Origin of the sequence: Polaromonas sp. LjRoot131 (assembly GCF_964252805.1) — a bacterium.
Lineage (GTDB): Bacteria > Pseudomonadota > Gammaproteobacteria > Burkholderiales > Burkholderiaceae_C > Polaromonas.
This window is the reverse complement of the sequence record NZ_CAXUPF020000004.1, coordinates 250,275-270,089: the sequence shown is the minus strand read 5'-3', so window position 1 is coordinate 270,089 and position 19,815 is coordinate 250,275. Positions and strand designations below refer to the sequence as shown.

Genomic DNA, 19,815 nt, shown 5'->3' with positions numbered 1-19,815 from the left:
ACTTCCCATGACAGACCCCAAACGAAAATTACGCTCCACCGCCTGGTTCGGCTCAGCCGACAAAAACGGTTTTATGTACCGCAGCTGGATGAAGAACCAGGGCATTCCCGACCATGAGTTCGACGGCCGGCCCATCATCGGCATCTGCAACACCTGGTCGGAACTCACGCCCTGCAACGCCCACTTCCGGAAAATCGCCGAGCATGTGAAGCGCGGCATCTCCGAGGCCGGTGGTTTTCCGGTCGAGTTTCCGGTGTTCTCCAATGGCGAGTCCAACCTGCGGCCCACCGCCATGCTCACGCGCAACCTGGCCAGCATGGACGTGGAAGAAGCGATTCGCGGCAACCCCATCGATGCCGTGGTGCTGCTCACCGGTTGCGACAAGACCACACCCGCCTTGCTGATGGGTGCGGCCAGCTGCGACATCCCGGCCATCGTGGTCACCGGCGGGCCCATGCTCAACGGCAAGCTCGAGGGAAAGAACATCGGCTCGGGCACCGCCGTGTGGCAGCTGCACGAGTCGCTGAAGGCCGGTGAAATCCAGCTTCACCAGTTCCTGGCGGCCGAGGGCGGCATGTCGCGCTCGGCCGGCACCTGCAACACCATGGGAACGGCCTCCACCATGGCCTGCATGGCCGAAGCGCTGGGCACTTCCTTGCCGCACAACGCGGCGATTCCCGCGGTGGATGCGCGCCGTTATGTGCTGGCGCAGATGTCGGGCGCGCGTGCCGTCGAGATGGCACGCGAAGGCCTGACGCTGTCAAAAATCCTCACGCGTGATGCCTTCGAAAACGCGATCCGCGTCAACGCCGCCATCGGCGGCTCCACCAATGCGGTGATTCACCTCAAGGCCATTGCCGGCCGCATCGGTGTTCAGCTGGACCTGGAGGACTGGACGCGTATCGGACGCGGCACCCCCACACTGGTCGACCTGCAGCCCTCGGGCCGCTTCCTGATGGAAGAGTTCTACTACGCCGGCGGTCTGCCGGCCGTGTTGCGCCGCCTGGGTGAGAACAACCTGCTGCCGCATCCAAATGCGCTCACAGTCAACGGCCGGTCGATATGGGACAACGTGCGCGAAGCCCCGCAGTACAACGACGAAGTGATACGCCCGCTAGCCAACCCGCTGATCGCCGACGGCGGCATCTGCATCCTGCGCGGCAACCTGGCGCCGCGCGGCGCGGTGCTCAAGCCCTCCGCCGCCTCGCCCGAACTGCTCAAGCACCGCGGCCGTGCGGTGGTGTTCGAGAACCTGGAGCACTACAAGGAACGCATCGTTGACGAGAACCTCGACATTGACGCCAGCTGCGTCATGGTGATGAAAAATTGCGGCCCCAAGGGTTATCCCGGCATGGCCGAGGTCGGCAACATGGGCCTGCCGCCCAAATTGCTGCGCCAGGGTGTCAAGGACATGGTGCGCATTTCGGACGCCCGCATGAGCGGCACCGCCTACGGCACCGTGGTGCTGCACGTGGCGCCCGAAGCCGCGGCCGGCGGGCCGCTGGCCGCCGTGCGCGACGGAGACTGGATTGAACTGGACTGTGAAGGCGGCCGCCTGCACCTGGACATCAGCGATGCCGAACTGGCTGAACGCCTCGCAGCGCTGGAGGGCAAGGCCCCCGCAGGCATGCGGGGCGGCTACCAGCGCCTGTATGTGGACCACGTGCTGCAGGCCGACGAGGGCTGCGATTTCGATTTCCTGGTGGGCTGCCGCGGCTCCGAGGTTCCCCGCCACTCCCATTGACACGTTCACTGAATCATCCAACCCGCTCCTACCATGAACACCTCACGCCGGCCGCGCTACCGCGGCATCTTCCCCGTCGCCCCCACCACCTTCACCGAGTCCGGTGAGCTGGACCTTGAAAGCCAGAAGCGTTGCATCGATTTCATGATAGCTGCCGGCTCCGACGGCATCTGCATCCTGGCCAACTTCTCCGAGCAGTTCGTGCTGTCGGATGAAGAACGCGAAACCTTGACCCGCACCATCCTCGAACACGTGGCCGGGCGTGTGCCCGTGATCGTGACCACCACCCATTACGGCACGAAGATCTGCGCCGAACGCAGCCGCCGCGCGCAGGACATGGGCGCGGCCATGCTGATGGTCATGCCGCCGTACCACGGCGCCACCTTTCGCGTGGGCGAGCCGCAGATCTACGAGTTCTATGCGCGCCTGTCCGACGCGGTGGATATTCCCATCATGATCCAGGATGCCCCTGCCAGCGGTACGGTGCTTTCGGCCTGCTTCCTCGCGCGCATGGCCCGCGAGATCGAGCACGTCGCCTATTTCAAGATCGAGACCGCCGGCGCGGCGTCCAAGCTGCGCGAGCTGATCCGCCTGGGCGGCGATGCGGTGGAAGGGCCGTGGGACGGCGAGGAGGCCATCACCCTGCTGCCCGACCTCGATGCCGGCGCGACCGGTTCCATGACCGGCGGCGGTTACCCCGACGGCATCCGCCCCATCATCGAGGCACACCGCGCGGGGGAGCTCGACAAGGCTTACGCGCTGTACCAGCAATGGCTGCCCTTGATCAATTACGAAAACCGCCAGGCAGGGTTGCTGGCCGCCAAGGCCTTGATGAAGGAAGGCGGCGTGATCGCCTGCGAGGCGCCGCGCCATCCTTTCCCGGCCATGCATCCGGACACCCGCGCAGGCTTGCTGGCCACCGCCAGGCGGCTGGATCCGCTGGTGCTGCGCTGGGCGCGATAGGCCAGGCTTACGCGACGCTCAAGGCGTTCCCGACCCGGCCTGGCGCGCCAGGTGAACCTGGTGCAGCGTGATCTTGCGCACCTCGGCCTGGCTGGTCTCGATATGGGCGCGCAGCAGCATGGCGGCCTGGTCGCCGCGTTTGGCCTGCACCGCCTTGAGGATCTTGGCGTGTTCCTCATAGGTCGCGTCGACGCGCGGCTGCTTGATGAAGTCGAGCCGGCGGATGATGCGGATGCGGTCGGTCACGTCGCGGTGCACGCGGGCCATCTCGGCATTGCCGGCGGCCGCCACCAGCGCGCAATGAAACGCTTCGTCCCACTGGGCCACTTGCACGTGGTCTGTGCTGCGTTGTGCCACGGGCACCAGCCAGATGGCGGCCAGTTCGCTCAGCAGCGCCGTGTCCACCGCTGTGCTGCCGGCGCACAGGCGCTGCACGGCCGTGGTTTCCAGCACCATGCGCAGGTCGTAGAGTTGCTCGAACTTGTCGAAGTCAAAGGGCAGGACGCGCCAGCCGCTGCGGAACAGCACCTCGACAAAACCTTCCTGCTGCAGTCGAAACAGGGCCTGGCGCACCGGCGTGCGCGAGACGCCCAGGCGTTCGCTGATCTCGGTTTCGGTGAAGCGGTCGCCCGGCACCAGCTTGAAGGCGGCGATGTCGCGCTTGAGTTCGGCATAGGCCTCGTCGGCGCGCGAATGAAAGGCCGCACCGGCAACAGGGGACAACGGTGCGCGGCTCATGCCAGCAGGCTCACATGGGCAGCCACCACGCGCCAGCCGTCCGGCGTGCGCAGCCAGGTCTGGCTCTGGCGGCCGGTCTTGTCGCTGCCGGCGCGTGCGAACTCGGTGTTCGCCGTGGCGAAGTCGCGGCCGTAGGTGGTGATCACGGTGCTCAACAGGGTGCGGGCCAGCCCCTGAGAGCGCCGGCCGGCGCGGAACGCGCGTATGGCGTCGTAACCGTAGAGGTTCTCGGTGGCACCGTAGCGCAGCGTGTGCTCGCTGTTCCAGAACAGCTCGTCGAGCACTTCCACGTTGTTGCCGACCAGTGCACTTTCATAGCGGGCGAACACGGCCGCCACTTCGGCGTGAACGTCGGGCAGGTTGATGGCGTGGTTCATGATTCCCCGATTGTCAGCGAAGCCAGCGGCGCGCGGGCAATGCCGGCGGCCTCCAGCACCGCCGCCGCGCGCAGTGCCTGGTCTTCGCGCCAAGGGGCGGTGATCAGCTGCACACCAATGGGCAGGCCCCGGTCGGGCCACACCGGCACCGCGCAGACTGGCAGGCCAATGCAGGAAAAAGGCTGGGTCAGCAGGCCCATGCTGGGGCGCAGCGGCAGGCGCTTGCCGTTCAGTTCCAGCCACTCGGTGCCTATGGGGGTGGCTGCGCAGGGGGTGGCGGCGGCCAGCAGCACGTCGAAGTGTTCGAACAGGCCGGCCACGGCCTGCGCATACAGGCGGCGCACGCGTTGGGCGCGGTCTGTCCAGGCGGCCGGCAGCAAGGCACCGGCCAGGAAGCGGTCGCGCGACAGGGGCTCGAAGTCGCCGGCGCGGCGCCGCAGGTCGTCCAGGTGCAGGGCGCCGCCCTCGGCGTTGGTGATCAGGAAGGCGGCGGCGCGGCCGGCCTCGACCATGGGCAGCTCCACCGTTTCGCGCGCGTGCAGCGCCTGGGCCACACGCTGCACGGCGGCCCAGGCCTGGGGCTGCGCATGGTCCTGAAAGTAGCCGCCCAGCACACCCACGCGCAGGCCGTCCATGCCCCGCATCAACGATGGCAATGCCGGCTCGGCGCTGCGCTGCGCGCAGCCGGGGTCGCGGCGACCCGCAGCTTCGGGCCCTTGCATGAGGTCATAGGACAGGGCCAGGTCGCGTACGGAACGCGCGAACGGCCCCAGGTGGTCCAGCCCGGAAATAAAAGGGTAGCTGCCGCTGCGCGGCAGCCGGCCGAAGGTGGGTTTGAGGCCGAACACGCCGCACAGCGAGGCCGGCACTCGGATGGAGCCGTTGGTATCCGAGCCCAGCGTCAGCGGCACCTGGCCCGCGGCCACTGCGGCACCCGAGCCGCCCGACGACCCGCCGGCAATGCGCGTGAGGTCATGCGGGTTGCGGGCCGGGCCGGCATGGCTGTTTTCGGTGGTGAAGCCGTAGGCGTATTCGTCCATGTTGAGCGCGCCCACCAGCACCGCGCCTGCTGCCTCGAGCCGCTGCACCAGCAGGGCGTCGGCCGTGGCGGGGGCACGATCCCGTTCGATGGCCGAACCCGCCAGGGTGGTCACGCCCTCGATGTCGAACAGGTTCTTGACGGCAAAGGGCACGCCCAGCAGGGGCAACTCCGCGAGGCCCGGCGCATCGCCGGCGAGTTGCCGGTCCAGCAGGGACGCTCGTTGCCGTGCCCGGGCGGCGGTGACTTCGGTGAACGCGTTGACGCGGCCGTTGGTGGCGGCGATGTGCGCGAGGCTGGCTTCGACCAATGCGCCCGCGCTGATCTCGCGCGAGTGCACAGCCTGGGCCATGGCGGTCGCGTCTTCGCGCAGGCATTCCGCGGCGCGACTCATCCGGCGGCCTTTGTGGAGGGTTCGACAGGCACAAACACCGGTGCCGGGTCGTCGTGCGCATCCAGCGGCACGGCCTGCAACTGCTCGGCAAAGCCGGCGGCCAGCGCGAAAAATTGCAGCACGCCGGGCCGGTGCTGCGGGCTCAGCGGCAAGTCCAGCGCCGCCGCCGCGGCATCGACGTAGGCTTCTATTTGCGCGGGCGTCATGCGGTCAGCGCCTGACTTCGCGCTGGAAGATCTCCAGGCTGAGTTTTTTGGTGCGGATAAAACTCGCTTCGGACAGCGTTTCTACCGTGCGCGGGCGCGCATCGCCGTAAGGCAGGATTTCGGCCACGCGCGTCGGGCGCTTGGTCAGCAGCAGCACCTGGTCGGCCAGGTAGACGGCTTCTTCGAGGTCGTGCGACACCAGCAGCATGGTGGTGCCGGTCTGCATGAAGACCTCCTGCAGTTTTTCGCGGATGAACAGTGTCATCTCGAAATCCAGCGCCGAAAACGGCTCGTCCAGGAACAGCACCTCGGGGTTGGGCGCCAGCGCCCGCATGATGGAGGCCGTCTGTTGCTGCCCGCCCGAGAGTTCATAGGGATAGCGGTTCAGGTCGAACTTCACGTCGAAGGAGGCCACGAGTTCGGCCATGCGCCTGTCGACTTCGGCCTTGGACTTGCCTTCGAGCTTGAGCGGGTAGGCGATGTTGTCGATGGTGCGCATCCACGGAAACATGGCTTCGCGGTAATTCTGGAAGACGTAGCCGATCTTGGTGTCCTTGAGCGACTTGCCGTCGAACAGGATTTCACCCGCGTCGATGGGGATCAGTCCCGCGATCATGTTGATCAGTGTGGACTTGCCGCAGCCGTTGGGCCCGAACACCGAGACGATCTTGTGTTTGGGGATGTCCAGGTTGAAGTCTTCGTACAGCGGCCAGCCGGCGAAGTATTTGGTCAGGCCGCGAATCGTGATGTGCGTGCCGGCCGGGCCGGGCTGGAACTCGCGAACCGGGACGTCGGCGTACACAGGGGCGTTGAGGACGACAGTCATGACGCACTCCAGCAAGTTTCACAATTGAAGAATAGGCAGGCAGACCTCCCCTTCAAGCAGGGGCCGCGGAACTGGCTTTGCCAGGCCGCAGGCGCAGCGGCCCCCTCGGGGGGCAGAGAGCTACACGCAGTGAGCGAACGTGGGGGCAACATTATCTTCCACTCCAATGCACGATGCGTCGCTCGGCGACGAGGAACAAAATATTCAGCGCATACCCCAAAGCTCCCGCAGCCAGGATGGACGCATACATGTCCTTCACGTTCATGACCTGCTGCGAGTTGATGATGCGGTTGCCCAGGCCGGTATCGGCGCCGATGAACATCTCCGCGACGATCACGATGACCAGCGCCATGGACACCGCCGAGCGCAGGCCGACAAAGCTCGGCTGCAGGCTTTCCCAGATCAGCACGTCCTTGAACACCTGCCAGCGCGAGGCGCCCATGACTTTCGCCGCCATCACGCGTTGCTTGCGCGCGTTGATCACGCCGTAAGCGCTGTTGAAGACCACGATCAGCAGCGCGCCGAAGGCGGCAATCGCCACCTTGTTGATGTCCGATACGCCGAAAATCATCAGGAACAGCGGGATCAGCGCCGAGGACGGCGTGGAGCGGAAGAAGTCGATCAGGAACTCCACGCTGCGGTAGGCTTTTTCGTTGCTGCCCAGCAGCACGCCCAGTGGCATGCCGACCGCCGCCGCGATCAGGAAGGCTTGCACCGTGCGCCACACGGTGACCGCGAAGTCCTTGAGCAGCGGCCCGCCGGCCAGGCCGCTGAGCAGCGCGCCCAGCGCATCGATGGGCGGCGGCAGCAGGATGGCCTTGATGAAACCCAGGCGCACGGCCAGGTCCCAGATGATGAAGAGCACCACCGGGCCGATGAAGGGCAGGGCCTTGTCCAGCATCGGCTTGCGCTGGACAAGGGCTGCCGGCGCGGCTGGTGGTGTCCAGGGCTTGGCGGGCGTTGCCGTTGCTGGGGAAGCGGTATCCATGATGTTCAGCCCTTGTAGAGCATGGTGTCCACGATCAGGCGCGAGCTGAAGATGCCTTTTTCGGAGAACAGGTCGAAGAACTTCTGGAAATGCGCGACGTCGGCCGGGGTGAATTCGTTGTACATGGTGTATGCGGCCAGCGGCACTTCGCCGGTGAGCGGGCCTTCAATGGCGGTGTAGCCCTTGAGGTACTGGCGCGCCTCGACCGACTTGCTGCGCACATAAGCCACGCCCCTGCCGTAGGCGGCGACGAATTTTTTCGCGGCATCGGGGTTCTTCTTGATGAAGTCCGAGGACAGCGAGGCCGAGCCGCCGAACCACGGCGCCATCGGGTCGCCCAGCACGTAGCGCGCGATCACGCCGGCTTCAAGCACGCGGGTGGTGCCGTTCATGCGGCCTATGGTGCCGGTGGGCTCCAGCGTGTAGGCGCCGTCGATCTGGCCGGCGGCCAGCGCGGCCACATGCTGGCCTATGGGCAGTTCGACCACGGTCGCGCCGGTGGCGCCGCCGCGTTCCAGCACGGTCTTGGCCAGCGTCACGTTCTGGATGCCGGGGCCGGAGCCGACGCGCTTGCCCTTGAGGTCGGCCATGACCTTGGCGGGGCTGGCCGCCGGCACGATCACTTCGTCGAGCACGTTCTTCACGTTGCTGGGGTTGGAGCAGAAGATCTTGAAGGTGCCGGGCTGGGCGATCTCGCCGATGGCGATGTTGGCCGAGCCGGTGCCGTTGGCGGTGCCGTCGGCACGGCCCGAGAGCACCGCCTCCATCACCTGCTGCGCGCCGGCGAACTTGAGCGGCTCCACATCCAGGCCGGCTTCCTTGAAGTAGCCCAGCTCGATGGCCGAGTAGAAGGGCAGGCCGGCCGCGATGGGCCAGTAGCCAATGCGGATTTTCGGCCCGCCCTGCGCGCGCAGGATGGCGGGCATGCCCAGCATTCCCAGCGCTGCGCCGGCGGCCGTGGCCTTGATCAGCGTGCGGCGTGCCGGGCCGGAGGTGGCGGATGACGGTGCGGGGACGGGTTTCATGGAATGCTCCTGCAGGTGATGGATAAGCGGTGGATGAAAGTGAGTGGAAAGTTCAGACGGATGCGCTTGTTTTCAGTGATGCGAGGTAAGCGCGCCAGCCGCCCAGGTGCGTGATGTCTTCGGCGCCTTGCAGGGCATGCGCCTCGCAGATAAACCCCTGGACACTGCCGCCGCCTTCCAGCGCCAGCGTGCCTATGCCCAGCGGCGCGGGAATCAGCGCCACGAAGGAGCCGTAGTGCTGCACCGGCATTTCCCAGATTTCCAGCGCGATGCCGGCGCCTTCGCCGGGCGCCACGCGCAGCAGTCCCGGCTTGGGCGGTACGGTGCCGGGCAGGGCGTAAAAGCGGTAATCGGGCGCGGTGCGCGCCGGGCCGACCAGCGTGGCGCCGCGCGAGCTCAGCTGGCTGTTCAGCGGCATGCCCGACAGGTGGGCGCCCACCACGGCCAGTCTCACGGTGGCCGGCGCTTGAATTCCCGGCAAGGCCACGGGCGCGGGCAATGCTTCGTTCAATGCGCCCTGCGGCAAGCCCGTGGCGTGGTGGTAGCGCTGGCCGAGCTCGGCCAGTTGCCAGTCGCTGCCCGCCAGGCTCACCAGCGTGACGCCGAAAGGCAGGCCGTCGGGGCGCAGGCTGCTGGGCACGGAGAGCGCCGCGTAGTCCAGCAGGTTGACGAAGTTGGTATAGGTGCCCAGGTGGCGGTTCAGCGTGACGGGGTCGCGCTGCATGGCCTCCAGCGTGTAGTGCGTGGGCGCGGTCGGCAGCAGCAGCACTTCGATGTCCTGCCACATGGCGGCCGCCTGCTGGCCCAATGCGCGCAGCTTCGTCTGGGCCGCGTACAGGTCGGCGGCGCTGTAGTGTTTGCCCGCGCCGATGATGCTGCGCACCGGCTCTATCACCGCGTCTTCGTGCGCGTCGAAAAAATCGCGCACGGCGGTGTAGCGTTCGGCCACCAGCGCGCTTTCATAGAGCAGCGCGGCCGCCTCGGCCAGCGGCGCGAAGTTGACGGGCACCGGCACGCCGCCCAGGGCCTGCATGCGCGTGATGGCTTCGCCGAAAGCCTGCTCGGCCAGCGCGTCGCCGTAAAAGCTCAGCGTCGACGGCACCCCGAAACGAAAGCTCGCCGGCAAGGCTGTGTCGGCCATCGCCAGCACCCGCGAGTACGGGTCCAGCGCGTCGTAGCCCATGGCCGCTTCAAGCACCCGCGCGGCCGTGGCCACGGTGCGCGCGAAGATGGACACGCAGTCCACGCTCTGCGCGGCCGGCACCACGCCACGCGCGCTGATCAGGCCTTTGGAGGGTTTGAGGCCCACGATGTTGTTCAGGCCCGCCGGCACGCGCCCGGAGCCCGCCGTGTCGGTGCCCAGCGCGAAGTCCGCCTGCCCGGTCGCCACCACATAGGCCGAGCCGGAACTGGACCCGCCTGATATATAGGCCGGGTTGATCGCGTTGGGGACGGCGCCGTAGGGAGAGCGCGTGCCGTTGAGGCCGCAGGCGAACTGGTCGAGGTTGGTTTTGCCCAGCAGCTGCGCACCTGCATCAAGCAGCTTTTGCACCACGGTGGCGTGCGCCATGGGGGTGTAGGCAAAGGCGGGGCAGGCGGCGGTGGTGTGCACGCCCGCGACGTCAATGTTGTCTTTGGCCGCGAAAGACAGGCCGGCGAGTGCGCCGGTGCTACCGGGCGGGAAAGAGGGTGTTTGGGTGATCCAGGCCTGCGGTGCGAGTGCGGTGTCCGCGCCCGCGGGCGCCGCCGCCGGCCCGGGCGCGGCGGGCTCTGCGGAGGGATTCAATGTTGAGGAGGTGTGCACCACTTGAAAGCATCCATACTTGTGTACAAGACGAGATGCAAGAGCTGTGCCAAGCATTTGCTCTCTGTTCCGGCTCGCCTTCGTACGGAGACGGATGCTCATCTTTCAAGTGCACCGCTTTCATTAGATGTATTCAGGTCATTAATAAAACTATTTCATGTCAATTAATCGGCCAACCTGTATCAAATACAGTAGAGGCCATGGAAAAAACGCGCGCTACCACCCCGGCTCCCTTGCGCGCCGTGCTGTTCGACGCCTACGGCACGCTGTTCGACGTCTACAGCGTGGGCCTGCTGGCCGAGCAGCTGTTCCCGGGAAAGGGCCAGGCACTGGGCCTACTGTGGCGCGACAAACAGATTGAATACACCCGCCTGGTGACCACCAGCAACGGCGGCGCGTACTACCAGCCTTTCTGGGACCTCACGCGCGCCGGCCTGCGTTATGCCTGCAAGCGGCTGGGGCTGGACCTGGCCCCGGGGCAGGAAGACCAGCTCATGAACCAGTACCGCCACCTGTCGGCCTTTCCGGAAAACCGGGAGGTGCTGCAGGCGCTGAAGGCGCGCGGCGTGGCCACCGGCATTTTGTCCAACGGCGACCCGGCCATGCTGGGTGTGGCCGTCCGCTCGGCCGGGCTCGAGGGCCTGCTGGACCACGTGATCAGCGTGGACACCATCCGCAAATACAAGACCGCGCCCGAGGCCTATGCCCTGGGGCTGCAGGCGACCGGGCTGGAGGCCAGGCAGATTGCCTTTGTGAGCTGCAACGGCTGGGACGCGCTGGCGGCCACCTGGTACGGCTACCAGACGCTGTGGGTCAACCGCTACCAGCTGCCGTTTGAAGAACTGGGCACGCAGCCCGTGTACACCGGCAGCAGCCTGCGCGACGTGCTCGCTCTGCCATTCGCATAATCCGCTTTCATTTTTTATTTTTGGTTTGACGAAAAAAAGGGACAACACATGAGCACCAGCACCGCCTCCAATACCGCGCGCACCGCCAGCTACCGCCTCCAGGTCGCGACCGAGCTTTACCGCTTCATCGAAGACCAGGTGCTGCCCGGCACCGGGGTGGCGAGCAGCGCGTTCTGGAAAGGTTTTGACGCCATCGTGGCCGACCTGGCGCCGAAAAACATCGCCCTGCTGGCCGAACGCGACCGCCTGCAAACCGAACTGGACACCTGGCACAAGGCCAACCCCGGCCCCATCGCCGACATGGCGGCCTACCGCGGTTTCCTCGAAAGCATCGGCTACCTGGTGCCGCAGCCTAAAAAGGTCGGCATCACCACGGCCAGGGTGGACGACGAACTGGCGTTGCAGGCCGGCCCGCAGCTCGTGGTGCCCATCCTGAACGCGCGCTACGCGCTGAACGCCGCCAACGCGCGCTGGGGCAGCCTCTACGACGCGCTTTACGGCACCGACGTGATCGCCGAAACCGATGGCGCCGAAAAAGGCAAGGGCTACAACCCGGTGCGCGGCGCCAAGGTGATTGAATACGCGCGCTACGTGCTGGACCGCACCGCGCCGCTCAAAAAGGGCTCGCACATCGACTCGACCGGCTACACCGTCAAGGCCGGCAAGCTGGTGGTCACGCTCAAGGGCGGCAGGAAGGGCGCCGTGACCACCACGCTGGAAGACGCCGCCCAGTTCATCGGCTACCAGGGCAAGGCCGCCGCGCCCTCGTCGGTGCTGCTCCAGCACAACGGCCTGCACCTGGACATCCGCATCGATCACGACACGCCCATCGGCAAAACCGATGCCGCCGGTGTCAGCGACCTGGTCGTCGAAGCGGCGCTGTCGACCATCCTGGACCTGGAGGACTCGGTGGCCGTCGTCGACGCCCAGGACAAGGTGCTGGCCTACCGCAACTGGCTGGGCATCCTGCAGGGCACATTGACCGAAAGCGTGAGCAAGGACGGCAAGACCTTCACCCGCGGCCTGAACCCGGACCGCGAGTACAGCTCGCCCAAGGGCCTGCCCGTCACGCTGCACGGCCGCTCGCTGATGTTCGTGCGCAACGTCGGCCACCTGATGACCAACCCGGCGGTGCTGTACACGGCGGCCGACGGCGCCACGCGCGAAATTCCCGAAGGCATCCTGGACGCCGTGGTCACGACCACGATCGCCATCCATGACCTCAAGCGCAAGGGCAAACCCGGCATCAAGAACTCGCGCAAGGGCTCGGTCTACATCGTCAAGCCCAAGATGCACGGCCCGGCCGAGGTGGCGTTTGCCGCCGAGCTCTTCAGCCGCGTCGAAAAAATGCTGGGCCTGCCGGACAGCACCGTCAAGCTCGGCATCATGGACGAAGAGCGCCGCACCAGCGTCAACCTCAAGGCCTGCATCGCCGCCGCTTCCAGCCGCGTGGCTTTCATCAACACCGGCTTCCTGGACCGCACCGGCGATGAGATGCACACCGCCATGCATGCCGGCCCCATGATCCGCAAGGGCGACATGAAGGCCAGCGCCTGGATCGCGGCCTATGAAAAGAACAACGTGCTGGTGGGCCTGTCTTGCGGCCTGCGCGGCAAGGCGCAGATCGGCAAGGGCATGTGGGCCATGCCCGACCTCATGAAGGCCATGATGGAGCAGAAGATTGCCCACCCCAAGGCCGGCGCCAACACCGCCTGGGTGCCCAGCCCCACCGGCGCCACGCTGCATGCGCTGCACTACCACCAGGTCAAGGTCAGCAAGGTGCAGAAAGAGCTCGAAAAGACCAGCGCCAGCAAGGAGCGCAACGCGCTGCTCAATGGCCTGCTGCAAATCCCCGTGACGCGCACGCCGGCCTGGAGCCTGGAGGCCAAACAACAGGAACTCGACAACAACGCCCAGGGCATCCTGGGCTACGTGGTGCGCTGGATTGACCAGGGCGTGGGCTGCTCCAAGGTGCCCGACATCCACAACGTGGGCTTGATGGAAGACCGCGCCACACTGCGCATTTCGAGCCAGCACATGGCCAACTGGCTGCTGCATGGCGTGGTGAGCAAGGCGCAGGTCAAGGAAACCTTCGAGCGCATGGCCGCCGTGGTCGACAAACAGAACGCCGGCGATCCGCTGTACAAACCCATGGCCGGCAACTTTGAAACCTCGGCGGCCTACAAGGCGGCTTGTGACCTGGTCTTCAAGGGGCTGGAACAGCCCAGCGGCTATACCGAGCCTCTATTGCACGCATGGCGTTTGAAGGTCAAAGCCGGAGCAGCTTAAAGCTCGCCGGCATCCACCAGCTGCCGTTGCTTGATCACGAGGCGCAGGCTGGGATGGTCCGGCCTGCCCGAGCGAAACAGCATCACGTCGGCGTCCGCGCTGACCCAGGAGGCGCTGTCACCCGCCGCGAGTTCGGGGCCAAGCCTGGCGCGCAGTGATTGCAGCAAGGCCGCCTGAATTCGGCTCACGGCGTCTTCAGCGCCAGGGCTGAGCAGCACCAGGTCCATCTGCGCGAGCTTCTGCTGCGCAAAAAACAGCGTCTGCTCGAAACGCGCGCCTTCACACAGCGCATCGGGCACGCGCAGCGAACCCAGCGCACCCGATGGCAGGCGCCGCGGCGACCTGACGGGCTGGGCATCCACGAGGGTTGCCGCGACCTGTTCATGGCTCATGCCCAGCAGGGCGGTGTTTTCCAGGACGGTATGCGACCAGGCGCTGGAGCTGAGCCAGAAGAGCGCGCCGGCCAGCAGCCATTGGGGCCGAAAAACGGAAGCGAAACCGGAAGAAAAAGCGGAAGAAACAGGCCCAGATGACGCCAAAACAGGCTCCGCGGAAGTGGATGGCCGCCTGGGCGCCCAAAGTGTTGCGCCAAACCGACCTTTACAAAGAAGCGCCGATCTTACAAAAGAACCTCCTCCAAACGTGCTTTCGGGGGATTTAAGCGGCAGCTTGCGCTGCGTTGAGGGAAGAGCGCCGCAGGAATCATATGTGTACAGGCGAAACCAAGTGAAACACTTTGCAAGCATCCTGATGGAGACACTGTTGGCCTTTACCCTAGACATCTCTCTGGCCCCCGGCACGTATGGTTGCAAGCTGGCTGGCTGAGCGCTCTCACCTTTCATTTCCGTAAATCCTGGCTCCAGATGGCTTCGCAACCTGACGTTCTTCAATCCTGTCTCCAGTCGGCAGCCACAGCGGCGCGGTCGGCTTTGGAAAAGTGCATGGAAGATGCGGTGGCGGGCCTGCAGGTGGCCGAGACGCAGAGCATGAAAGTCGCCGAACGCGACGAACTGGGCACCGCCTGGCGCGAGCTGCTGAAACACAAGCCCGTCTGGGCCCAGCAATACCCGGCCGACCTGATGGTCCATTTCAAGGCCAATGCGGCCGCCGCGGCGCAGGCGGCCCGGACCCCCGAATCGTCTGAAGAACAGCAGGCCGCCGCGGCCGTCGCCTCCTCCAGCGCTTTCGCGAGCCTGACGCATGCCAGCTTCTCGCTGGTCGACGACCAGGACGTGTCGAAGGCGATTGAATCCTCGCGGTTGCTCCAGCTGGTGCTGCCGGCCGTGGACCACATCCTGGCCGAACTCAACAAGCTGATCAGCACGGTGCAGGGCCTGCCCAACGTGCGGCCCGAACTCAACCCGTTGCGCCCGGAAGTCTTCGCGCAAACGCTGCGCGAGATGGCGGTGGCGAGCAAGGCCGAGCCGGCTGTGGTCTCGCTATGGCTCAAATACATGGCCGATCCGCTGGGGCGGGAACTCAAGCGGCTCTATGAGCGGCTGGTCAACCAGCTTGAGCTCGCCAACGTGCAGGGTGCGACCTACCGCGTGCTGCAGACGCCGGCCAGCGTGGGCCGTGGGCGTGGGCAGGGCGGAAACGGTTCGAGCGCGGCGGCTTCCGGATCCGGCGGCGGTGCCGGGGGCGAGGGAAGCGGTGGTGGTGGCGGCGGCGCGGGTGGTGGGGAGGGCGGCTTTGGCGAGCCCGGCGGCAAGCCGGCCCCGCAGTACGCCGACCTGTCCAATTACGAAATACGCGACGAGCTGTTCCAGGACTTCCTGTTCCATGGCGGCAGCAATGCCCACCACGGCCTGGCGCCCTCTTATTACGAAACCGTCGAGGAGGAACTGGCCGCCCTCCATGCCGCGCCCGACTCCGGTTCCGCGCCGCTGGCCGAGTCACGCCCCGGTTACCTGTCTGACTATGAAGGCATGCCGGCCGTGGACCGCCCGCAGCGCCTGGTCGACGAGCGCAGCCAGCTCAGCCCGCAGGTCTGGGGCTCGTACGCCAAGCCGCGGGAACGCGCCATCGTGCGTACCCAGCTCAAGAAAGAAGCGCGCCAGGTCGGCCAGGTGCTGGGCCTGGAGGTGGTGCGCAAGCTGGTCAACCAGGTGGCGCAGGACCCGCGCCTGCTGGTGCCGGTGCGCGAGGCCATCGTGGCGCTGGAGCCTTCGCTGCTGCGCCTGGCCATGGTGGACCCGCGATTCTTCAGCGATGAAGGCCATGCCGGCCGCCGCGTCATGGAGCGGGTGGCCCAGCGCAGCTTCAAGTACAACGACGAATTCAGCCCTGAGTTCCTGGCCTTCTTCGAGCCGGTCACGCGCGCCTTCAACGAACTGAACGGCCTGGCGATCGAGGATGCCCAGCCTTTCGGCATGGCGCTGGCCTCGCTGGAATACGGCTGGGACGAGCAGGACCAGCTCGAGGCGGAAAACCGCAACAACGTGCTGCAGGCCCTGCGTTTTGCCGAAGAGCGGCAGACCCAGGCCGACCAGATCGCCTTTGAGCTGAGCACGCGCTCGGACCTGGACAAGGTGCCGGGCCTGGTGCTCGATTTCCTGTTCGGCCCCTGGGCGCTGGCGATGGCGCATGCCAAGCTCGCCGACACGCGCAACCAGATCGACCCCATGGGCTTCGGCTCGGTGGTGCCCGACCTGCTCTGGAGCGTCAAACGCGAGGTTACCCTCAAGCGCCCCGCCAAGCTGATCGAGATGATTCCCAGCCTGCTGGCCAAGCTGCACGAAGGGCTGGACCTGCTGGGGCAGGACCCGCGCGAGAGCGAGCCGTTTTTTGAAGGCCTGATGAAGCTGCACAGGCCGGTTCTCAAGCTGCGCCGCCTGAAAAGCCAGCGCGATGCCGAAGAGTCGGGCATGGCGCCGCTGGACTCCGGGTCCATGCCGCTGGAGCCCGAAGAACTCCCGGCCACGCCCGAGCAGCGCCGCGCCAAGGCCGCCGCCCATCCCTGGCTGGCGCGCGACGAACTCGATGCGGCGGGCTTTGAAGACACGCTGCCGACGGCGCCCGGCGAGCTCATGCCGCTGGAAGAAGAATACGAACAACCCGCTGCCGCGGCGGTGCAGGCCGCCCAGCCCATCGCGGAAGAGGTCGACTCTTCCCACGCCGAACTCCTCGCCGAGCAGGAGGCTTCCGCCAATGCCGCGCCGGCCCTGGCCCAGAGCGATGCCGAGCGCCTGTTGGCGGGCCTGCGGGCCGGCCATTGGGTCGACCTGTATTCGCGCCGCCGCTGGCTGCGCGCCCAGCTGATCTGGGCCAGCACCAAGGGCACGCTGTTCATGTTCGTGAGCCATGGCGGCCAGCCGCACTCCATGACCAAGCGCAGCTGCGAACGCCTGATCCGGGAGCGCCTGCTCAGGCCGGTCGACAGCCAGGGCGTGGTGGCGCAGGCGCTGGACGCGGTCGCTTCGGATGTCGCGTCCCAGACGTCGCCGGCCAGCCAGACCGAGCCCGAAACCGCGTAAACCCCCGGTTCTGTAGGAAGCGTCCCGCGTGCCGCACGCGGCGCTGTCTGACGCCTCAGCGCACGGCCGGCGTGCACATTGATGGATTCGCTTTCATCTTCAAGGGGCTGCCATGATTGAAAAAACCGCTTCCGTTCACTGGGAAGGCGCCGGCAAAAAAGGCCAGGGCCGCATCAGCACCGACACCGGTGCGCTCAAGAGCTATCCCTACGGCTTCGGCAGCCGTTTTGAAGACGACCGCAGCGGCACCAACCCGGAAGAATTGCTGGGCGCGGCCCATGCGGCCTGTTTCACCATGGCGTTTTCCTTTGCCTGCGACAAGGCCGGTTTTTCCACCACTTCGGTCGACACGCGTGCCAAGGTCCGGCTGGTGCCGCAGGGAGACGGTTTCCTGATCGACCGCATCGCGCTGACGCTGGAGGCCGCTATCCCCGGTATCGACGAGGCGAAATTCCAGGAGCTTGCCGAGGGCGCGAAGAAAGCCTGCCCGCTGTCGAAGGCGCTGGCCGGCGTGCCGGAGATTACCCTCGCGGCCACGCTGCGCGCGTAAGCCCCACGCCTACACACCGGACTACACACCCATGAGCGCCAAAACCAATTTTTCGTTTGAAGTGCAGTACACGGAGGGGACAGCCGCCGGCAAGGACGAGCGCGACGGCATGATGGCCTCGCTGGGGCCCTCGCTGCAAAAACTGTTCTCGGCAGGCGACCCGGCGGCCACCGTGACGGTGAGCGACAGCCACAAGGGCGGCGGCAACAAGATCGTTGAACTGGTCACCACGCTGCCCGACGGCGAGATCGCCGGCATCCTGCAGGCGTTCTCCGGCCAGCATGGCGTGACGGTCAGCGCGCTGGAATAAGGCTGTGCCGCCCGGCGCTCAGGCCTGCCAGACCCCGTAGCCCGCCTCGCGCAGGCCTATGCCCAGCTCGACCTCCATGTCGCGCGCGGCGTCATAGGGCATGGGGTTGTACATCTCGTAAAGCCGGGGCAGCAGGCGCACACCGAAATCGCGCGCGAAGCGGTTGGACTGGATGCCGGCCTTGTGCTTGTCAAAGCGTACGTCCGGGTCCAGCCCGGTCATGCCGACATAGACAAAGGGTTTGCCCAGCTGGTAGTCCGGGTTGGCGCGGCGAAAGCGCGCCACGTCCCAGACCTCGGGCCCAAGCTCGATCACATAGACGCTGTAGTGGTGGCTTTTGGGGCGGCGCGGCATGGCGCTGCCACTGTAGCGCACGCGGCCGGCCTATTTGACGTTTACCGCGATCAGGAAGGCGGCTGCGCTTGCGCCTGTCCCTGCGACTGCGCCTGTACCGCCTGCGAGGGGGCTTCCTGCTCGCGCCAGCTGCCCGAACTCACCAGCAGGTGGATGAAGTGCAGCTTGCCGACCGCTTCGGCCGGCAGGACGAACGGATAGAAGTCGGGCTGGCCCATGCTGCGCGACATCTCGTTGAGCATGGTGGTCAAACGGGTCCAGTGGTTGATGAAGCCCAGGAACTGCTCGGCGTCGGGGTGTTCGGGCTGGTAGAGCGCGTCCAGCGTGAAGGGGGTGAATTCCAGGTCGAAGCGATCCACGCTCAGGCCGAAGCTCAGCGCGGTGTCGATCGCGTCGCGCATGTGCAGGTAGTGCGCCCAGCATTCGGCCCAGTCTTCCCACGGGTGGGTGCTGGCATAGGCGCTCACGAAATGCAGCGGCCAGTCGGCGGGCGGGCCTTCGTCGTAGTTGCGCTGCAGGCTGGCCTTGTAGTCCAGGGTTTCGTCGCCGAAAAGCTGGTGAAAGCCCTCCAGCCAGGGCGTGCCGGCCACCAGGCGGTCCCAGTAATAGTGGCCCACTTCATGGCGGAAATGCCCGAGCAGGGTGCGGTAGGGCTCGCGCATGGCTTTGCGCACGGCCTCGCGCTTGGCGTCGTCGGCTTCGTCGATGTTGAGCGTGATCAGGCCGGTGTTGTGCCCGGTCATGATGTGCGGGCCGTTGACCGGCGAACGCAGGAAATCGAACATCAGGCCGCGCTCCGGGTCCTCGCTCATGCGCGACGCCACCGGCAGCCCCAGCAGGATCAGCGAGGACACCAGCCGCCGCTTGGCCAGCTCTATGCGCCCCCACAGGTAGCCGTTGTCGGGCTGCTCGGGGTTGGTCAGGTCGGGAATCGTGCGGTTCAGCCGGCAGGCGCGGCACATATCGGCGGGGTCGTGCTCGGCCACCAGCCAGTTGCAGGAGGCGGGGGTGGAGAGGTTGAGGCAGCGTTTGTAGGTCGGCTCACCATCGTCCGCGCTTTCTTCGCCGGGGTGAGGTGCATCGGTTTCAGCTGTCGGTGCCGCGGCGGTGGCTTCGGCTTCTGGCGCGGATTCCTGGCCGGGGATCGCCTCGAGCCGGGGTGGCTGTGTGTCGTCGGGCGGCGGCGCGGCCGGCGCGGCGTCCGCCTGCCACTCGCGCCAGGTGCCTTCGCGCGGTCCCGGCATCAGCGGCAGCAGCAGGCCGCGCTCGCAGTCGTAGCCCAGCGGCGTGTTGCAGGCCAGGCATTTGCTGTTGCGAAAGAAGACCGGCTGCCCGCACTGGCAGCGGTAGTTGCGCCCCGCCAGCAGGGGAAGAGGGGGCTCGGTGGAGGGAGCGGAGGTGGTGAGAAACAAGTGTGGCCCGGATGAAGCCCGCAGGGATGGGTGCGGGACGCCCAGAGGAAGGCCAGTGTCCCATGGTTTGCTGCCCGCGCCTGCGGCGGCAATCCCCGTGAGCCTGTCAGCGCAGGCCGACAAGCCGGCGGCCGCCGCCGGCTTTTACGCTTGCTTTTATCATCGGGTATTCACACGCCCCGCGGCAATCCCGCCGCAGGCGTTTCATCCAGAGGAAACCATGCCCACTTACCACGTCGAAATGATGGAAGGCCGGACCATCGAGCAGAAGAAGAAGCTCGTCGAGGCCATCACCCGCGTCAGCGTTGAAATCCTGGGCGGCCAGCCCGACTCGGTGGACATCCTGATCACCGACGTCAAGCGCGAGAACTGGGCCACCGGCGGCAAGCTCTGGTCCGAGCCCAGGGACTGA

19 protein-coding genes are annotated in these 19,815 nt (G+C 66.3%); 8 read left to right on the top strand and 11 right to left on the bottom strand.

Annotated features, from left to right (window positions below):
- Positions 1-7: 7 nt before the first annotated feature.
- Complete coding sequence (locus tag ACSQ27_RS18840) at positions 8-1,744, top strand: IlvD/Edd family dehydratase (protein WP_436157014.1); 1,737 nt, start codon at positions 8-10, stop codon at positions 1,742-1,744.
- Between the two features lie 33 nt (positions 1,745-1,777).
- Entirely contained in the window at positions 1,778-2,707 is a 930-nt protein-coding gene (locus ACSQ27_RS18835) for a dihydrodipicolinate synthase family protein (protein ID WP_436157013.1), read from the top strand.
- 18 nt (positions 2,708-2,725) lie between these two features.
- On the opposite strand, the gene ACSQ27_RS18830 is transcribed toward ACSQ27_RS18835, so the two are convergent.
- The 8 genes from ACSQ27_RS18830 to atzF all read right to left on the bottom strand — a co-directional run bounded on the left by ACSQ27_RS18830 (position 2,726) and on the right by atzF (position 10,161).
- Entirely contained in the window at positions 2,726-3,445 is a 720-nt protein-coding gene (locus ACSQ27_RS18830) for a GntR family transcriptional regulator (protein ID WP_436157012.1), read from the bottom strand.
- Positions 3,442-3,822: an oxalurate catabolism protein HpxZ gene (gene hpxZ, locus ACSQ27_RS18825; protein WP_436157011.1), complete on the bottom strand. Its 381-nt coding sequence runs from the start codon at positions 3,820-3,822 to the stop codon at positions 3,442-3,444. The genes ACSQ27_RS18830 and hpxZ overlap by 4 nt, the downstream gene beginning before the upstream one ends.
- Positions 3,819-5,255, bottom strand: coding sequence for an AtzE family amidohydrolase (locus ACSQ27_RS18820; protein WP_436157010.1), 1,437 nt, complete (start codon positions 5,253-5,255; stop codon positions 3,819-3,821). The genes hpxZ and ACSQ27_RS18820 overlap by 4 nt, the downstream gene beginning before the upstream one ends.
- Positions 5,252-5,461, bottom strand: a complete 210-nt coding sequence (locus ACSQ27_RS18815; RefSeq protein ID WP_436157009.1) for a DUF4089 domain-containing protein — start codon at positions 5,459-5,461, stop codon at positions 5,252-5,254. Before ACSQ27_RS18815 ends, ACSQ27_RS18820 begins: the two co-directional genes overlap by 4 nt.
- Before the next feature lie 4 nt (positions 5,462-5,465).
- The gene (locus ACSQ27_RS18810) at positions 5,466-6,287 is read right to left on the bottom strand and encodes an ABC transporter ATP-binding protein (RefSeq protein ID WP_436157008.1); all 822 of its coding nucleotides are present in this window, start codon (positions 6,285-6,287) and stop codon (positions 5,466-5,468) included.
- 151 nt (positions 6,288-6,438) lie between these two features.
- Positions 6,439-7,275, bottom strand: coding sequence for an ABC transporter permease (locus tag ACSQ27_RS18805; protein ID WP_436157007.1), 837 nt, complete (start codon positions 7,273-7,275; stop codon positions 6,439-6,441).
- Positions 7,276-7,280: 5 nt separating this feature from the next.
- A complete protein-coding gene (locus ACSQ27_RS18800; RefSeq protein ID WP_436157006.1) occupies positions 7,281-8,300 on the bottom strand; it encodes an ABC transporter substrate-binding protein in 1,020 nt (339 codons plus the stop codon).
- A gap of 52 nt (positions 8,301-8,352) precedes the next feature.
- Positions 8,353-10,161, bottom strand: a complete 1,809-nt coding sequence (gene atzF / locus ACSQ27_RS18795; RefSeq protein WP_436157005.1) for an allophanate hydrolase — start codon at positions 10,159-10,161, stop codon at positions 8,353-8,355.
- A gap of 143 nt (positions 10,162-10,304) precedes the next feature.
- Here atzF and ACSQ27_RS18790 point away from each other — a divergent pair, with 143 nt between their 5' ends.
- A complete protein-coding gene (locus ACSQ27_RS18790) occupies positions 10,305-11,012 on the top strand; it encodes a haloacid dehalogenase type II (RefSeq protein WP_436157004.1) in 708 nt (235 codons plus the stop codon).
- Positions 11,013-11,060: 48 nt separating this feature from the next.
- Positions 11,061-13,301, top strand: a complete 2,241-nt coding sequence (locus ACSQ27_RS18785; RefSeq protein WP_436157003.1) for a malate synthase G — start codon at positions 11,061-11,063, stop codon at positions 13,299-13,301.
- Here the strand turns inward: ACSQ27_RS18785 and ACSQ27_RS18780 are convergent.
- Positions 13,298-13,840, bottom strand: a complete 543-nt coding sequence (locus ACSQ27_RS18780; protein WP_436157002.1) for a hypothetical protein — start codon at positions 13,838-13,840, stop codon at positions 13,298-13,300. The genes ACSQ27_RS18785 and ACSQ27_RS18780 overlap by 4 nt on opposite strands.
- Before the next feature lie 324 nt (positions 13,841-14,164).
- Here ACSQ27_RS18780 and ACSQ27_RS18775 point away from each other — a divergent pair, with 324 nt between their 5' ends.
- The 3 genes from ACSQ27_RS18775 (at position 14,165) to ACSQ27_RS18765 (ending at position 17,637) form a co-directional block, all read left to right on the top strand.
- A complete protein-coding gene (locus tag ACSQ27_RS18775) occupies positions 14,165-16,777 on the top strand; it encodes a DUF1631 family protein (protein ID WP_436157001.1) in 2,613 nt (870 codons plus the stop codon).
- Positions 16,778-16,889: 112 nt separating this feature from the next.
- Positions 16,890-17,327, top strand: coding sequence for an OsmC family protein (locus ACSQ27_RS18770; RefSeq protein WP_436157000.1), 438 nt, complete (start codon positions 16,890-16,892; stop codon positions 17,325-17,327).
- A 31-nt stretch (positions 17,328-17,358) separates the two neighbouring features.
- Positions 17,359-17,637 (top strand): hypothetical protein, encoded by a 279-nt coding sequence (locus ACSQ27_RS18765; RefSeq protein ID WP_436156999.1) that lies wholly within the window; start codon positions 17,359-17,361, stop codon positions 17,635-17,637.
- An 18-nt stretch (positions 17,638-17,655) separates the two neighbouring features.
- On the opposite strand, the gene ACSQ27_RS18760 is transcribed toward ACSQ27_RS18765, so the two are convergent.
- Both ACSQ27_RS18760 and ACSQ27_RS18755 read right to left on the bottom strand, forming a co-directional pair.
- Positions 17,656-17,991, bottom strand: a complete 336-nt coding sequence (locus ACSQ27_RS18760) for a hypothetical protein (RefSeq protein WP_436156998.1) — start codon at positions 17,989-17,991, stop codon at positions 17,656-17,658.
- A 50-nt stretch (positions 17,992-18,041) separates the two neighbouring features.
- Positions 18,042-19,403 (bottom strand): zinc-binding metallopeptidase family protein, encoded by a 1,362-nt coding sequence (locus tag ACSQ27_RS18755; RefSeq protein WP_436156997.1) that lies wholly within the window; start codon positions 19,401-19,403, stop codon positions 18,042-18,044.
- A gap of 220 nt (positions 19,404-19,623) precedes the next feature.
- Between ACSQ27_RS18755 and ACSQ27_RS18750 the strand changes: the two genes are divergently transcribed.
- Positions 19,624-19,815 carry a 4-oxalocrotonate tautomerase gene (locus ACSQ27_RS18750; protein WP_436156996.1) on the top strand — a complete coding sequence of 64 codons (192 nt, stop codon included), beginning with the start codon at positions 19,624-19,626 and terminating at the stop codon, positions 19,813-19,815.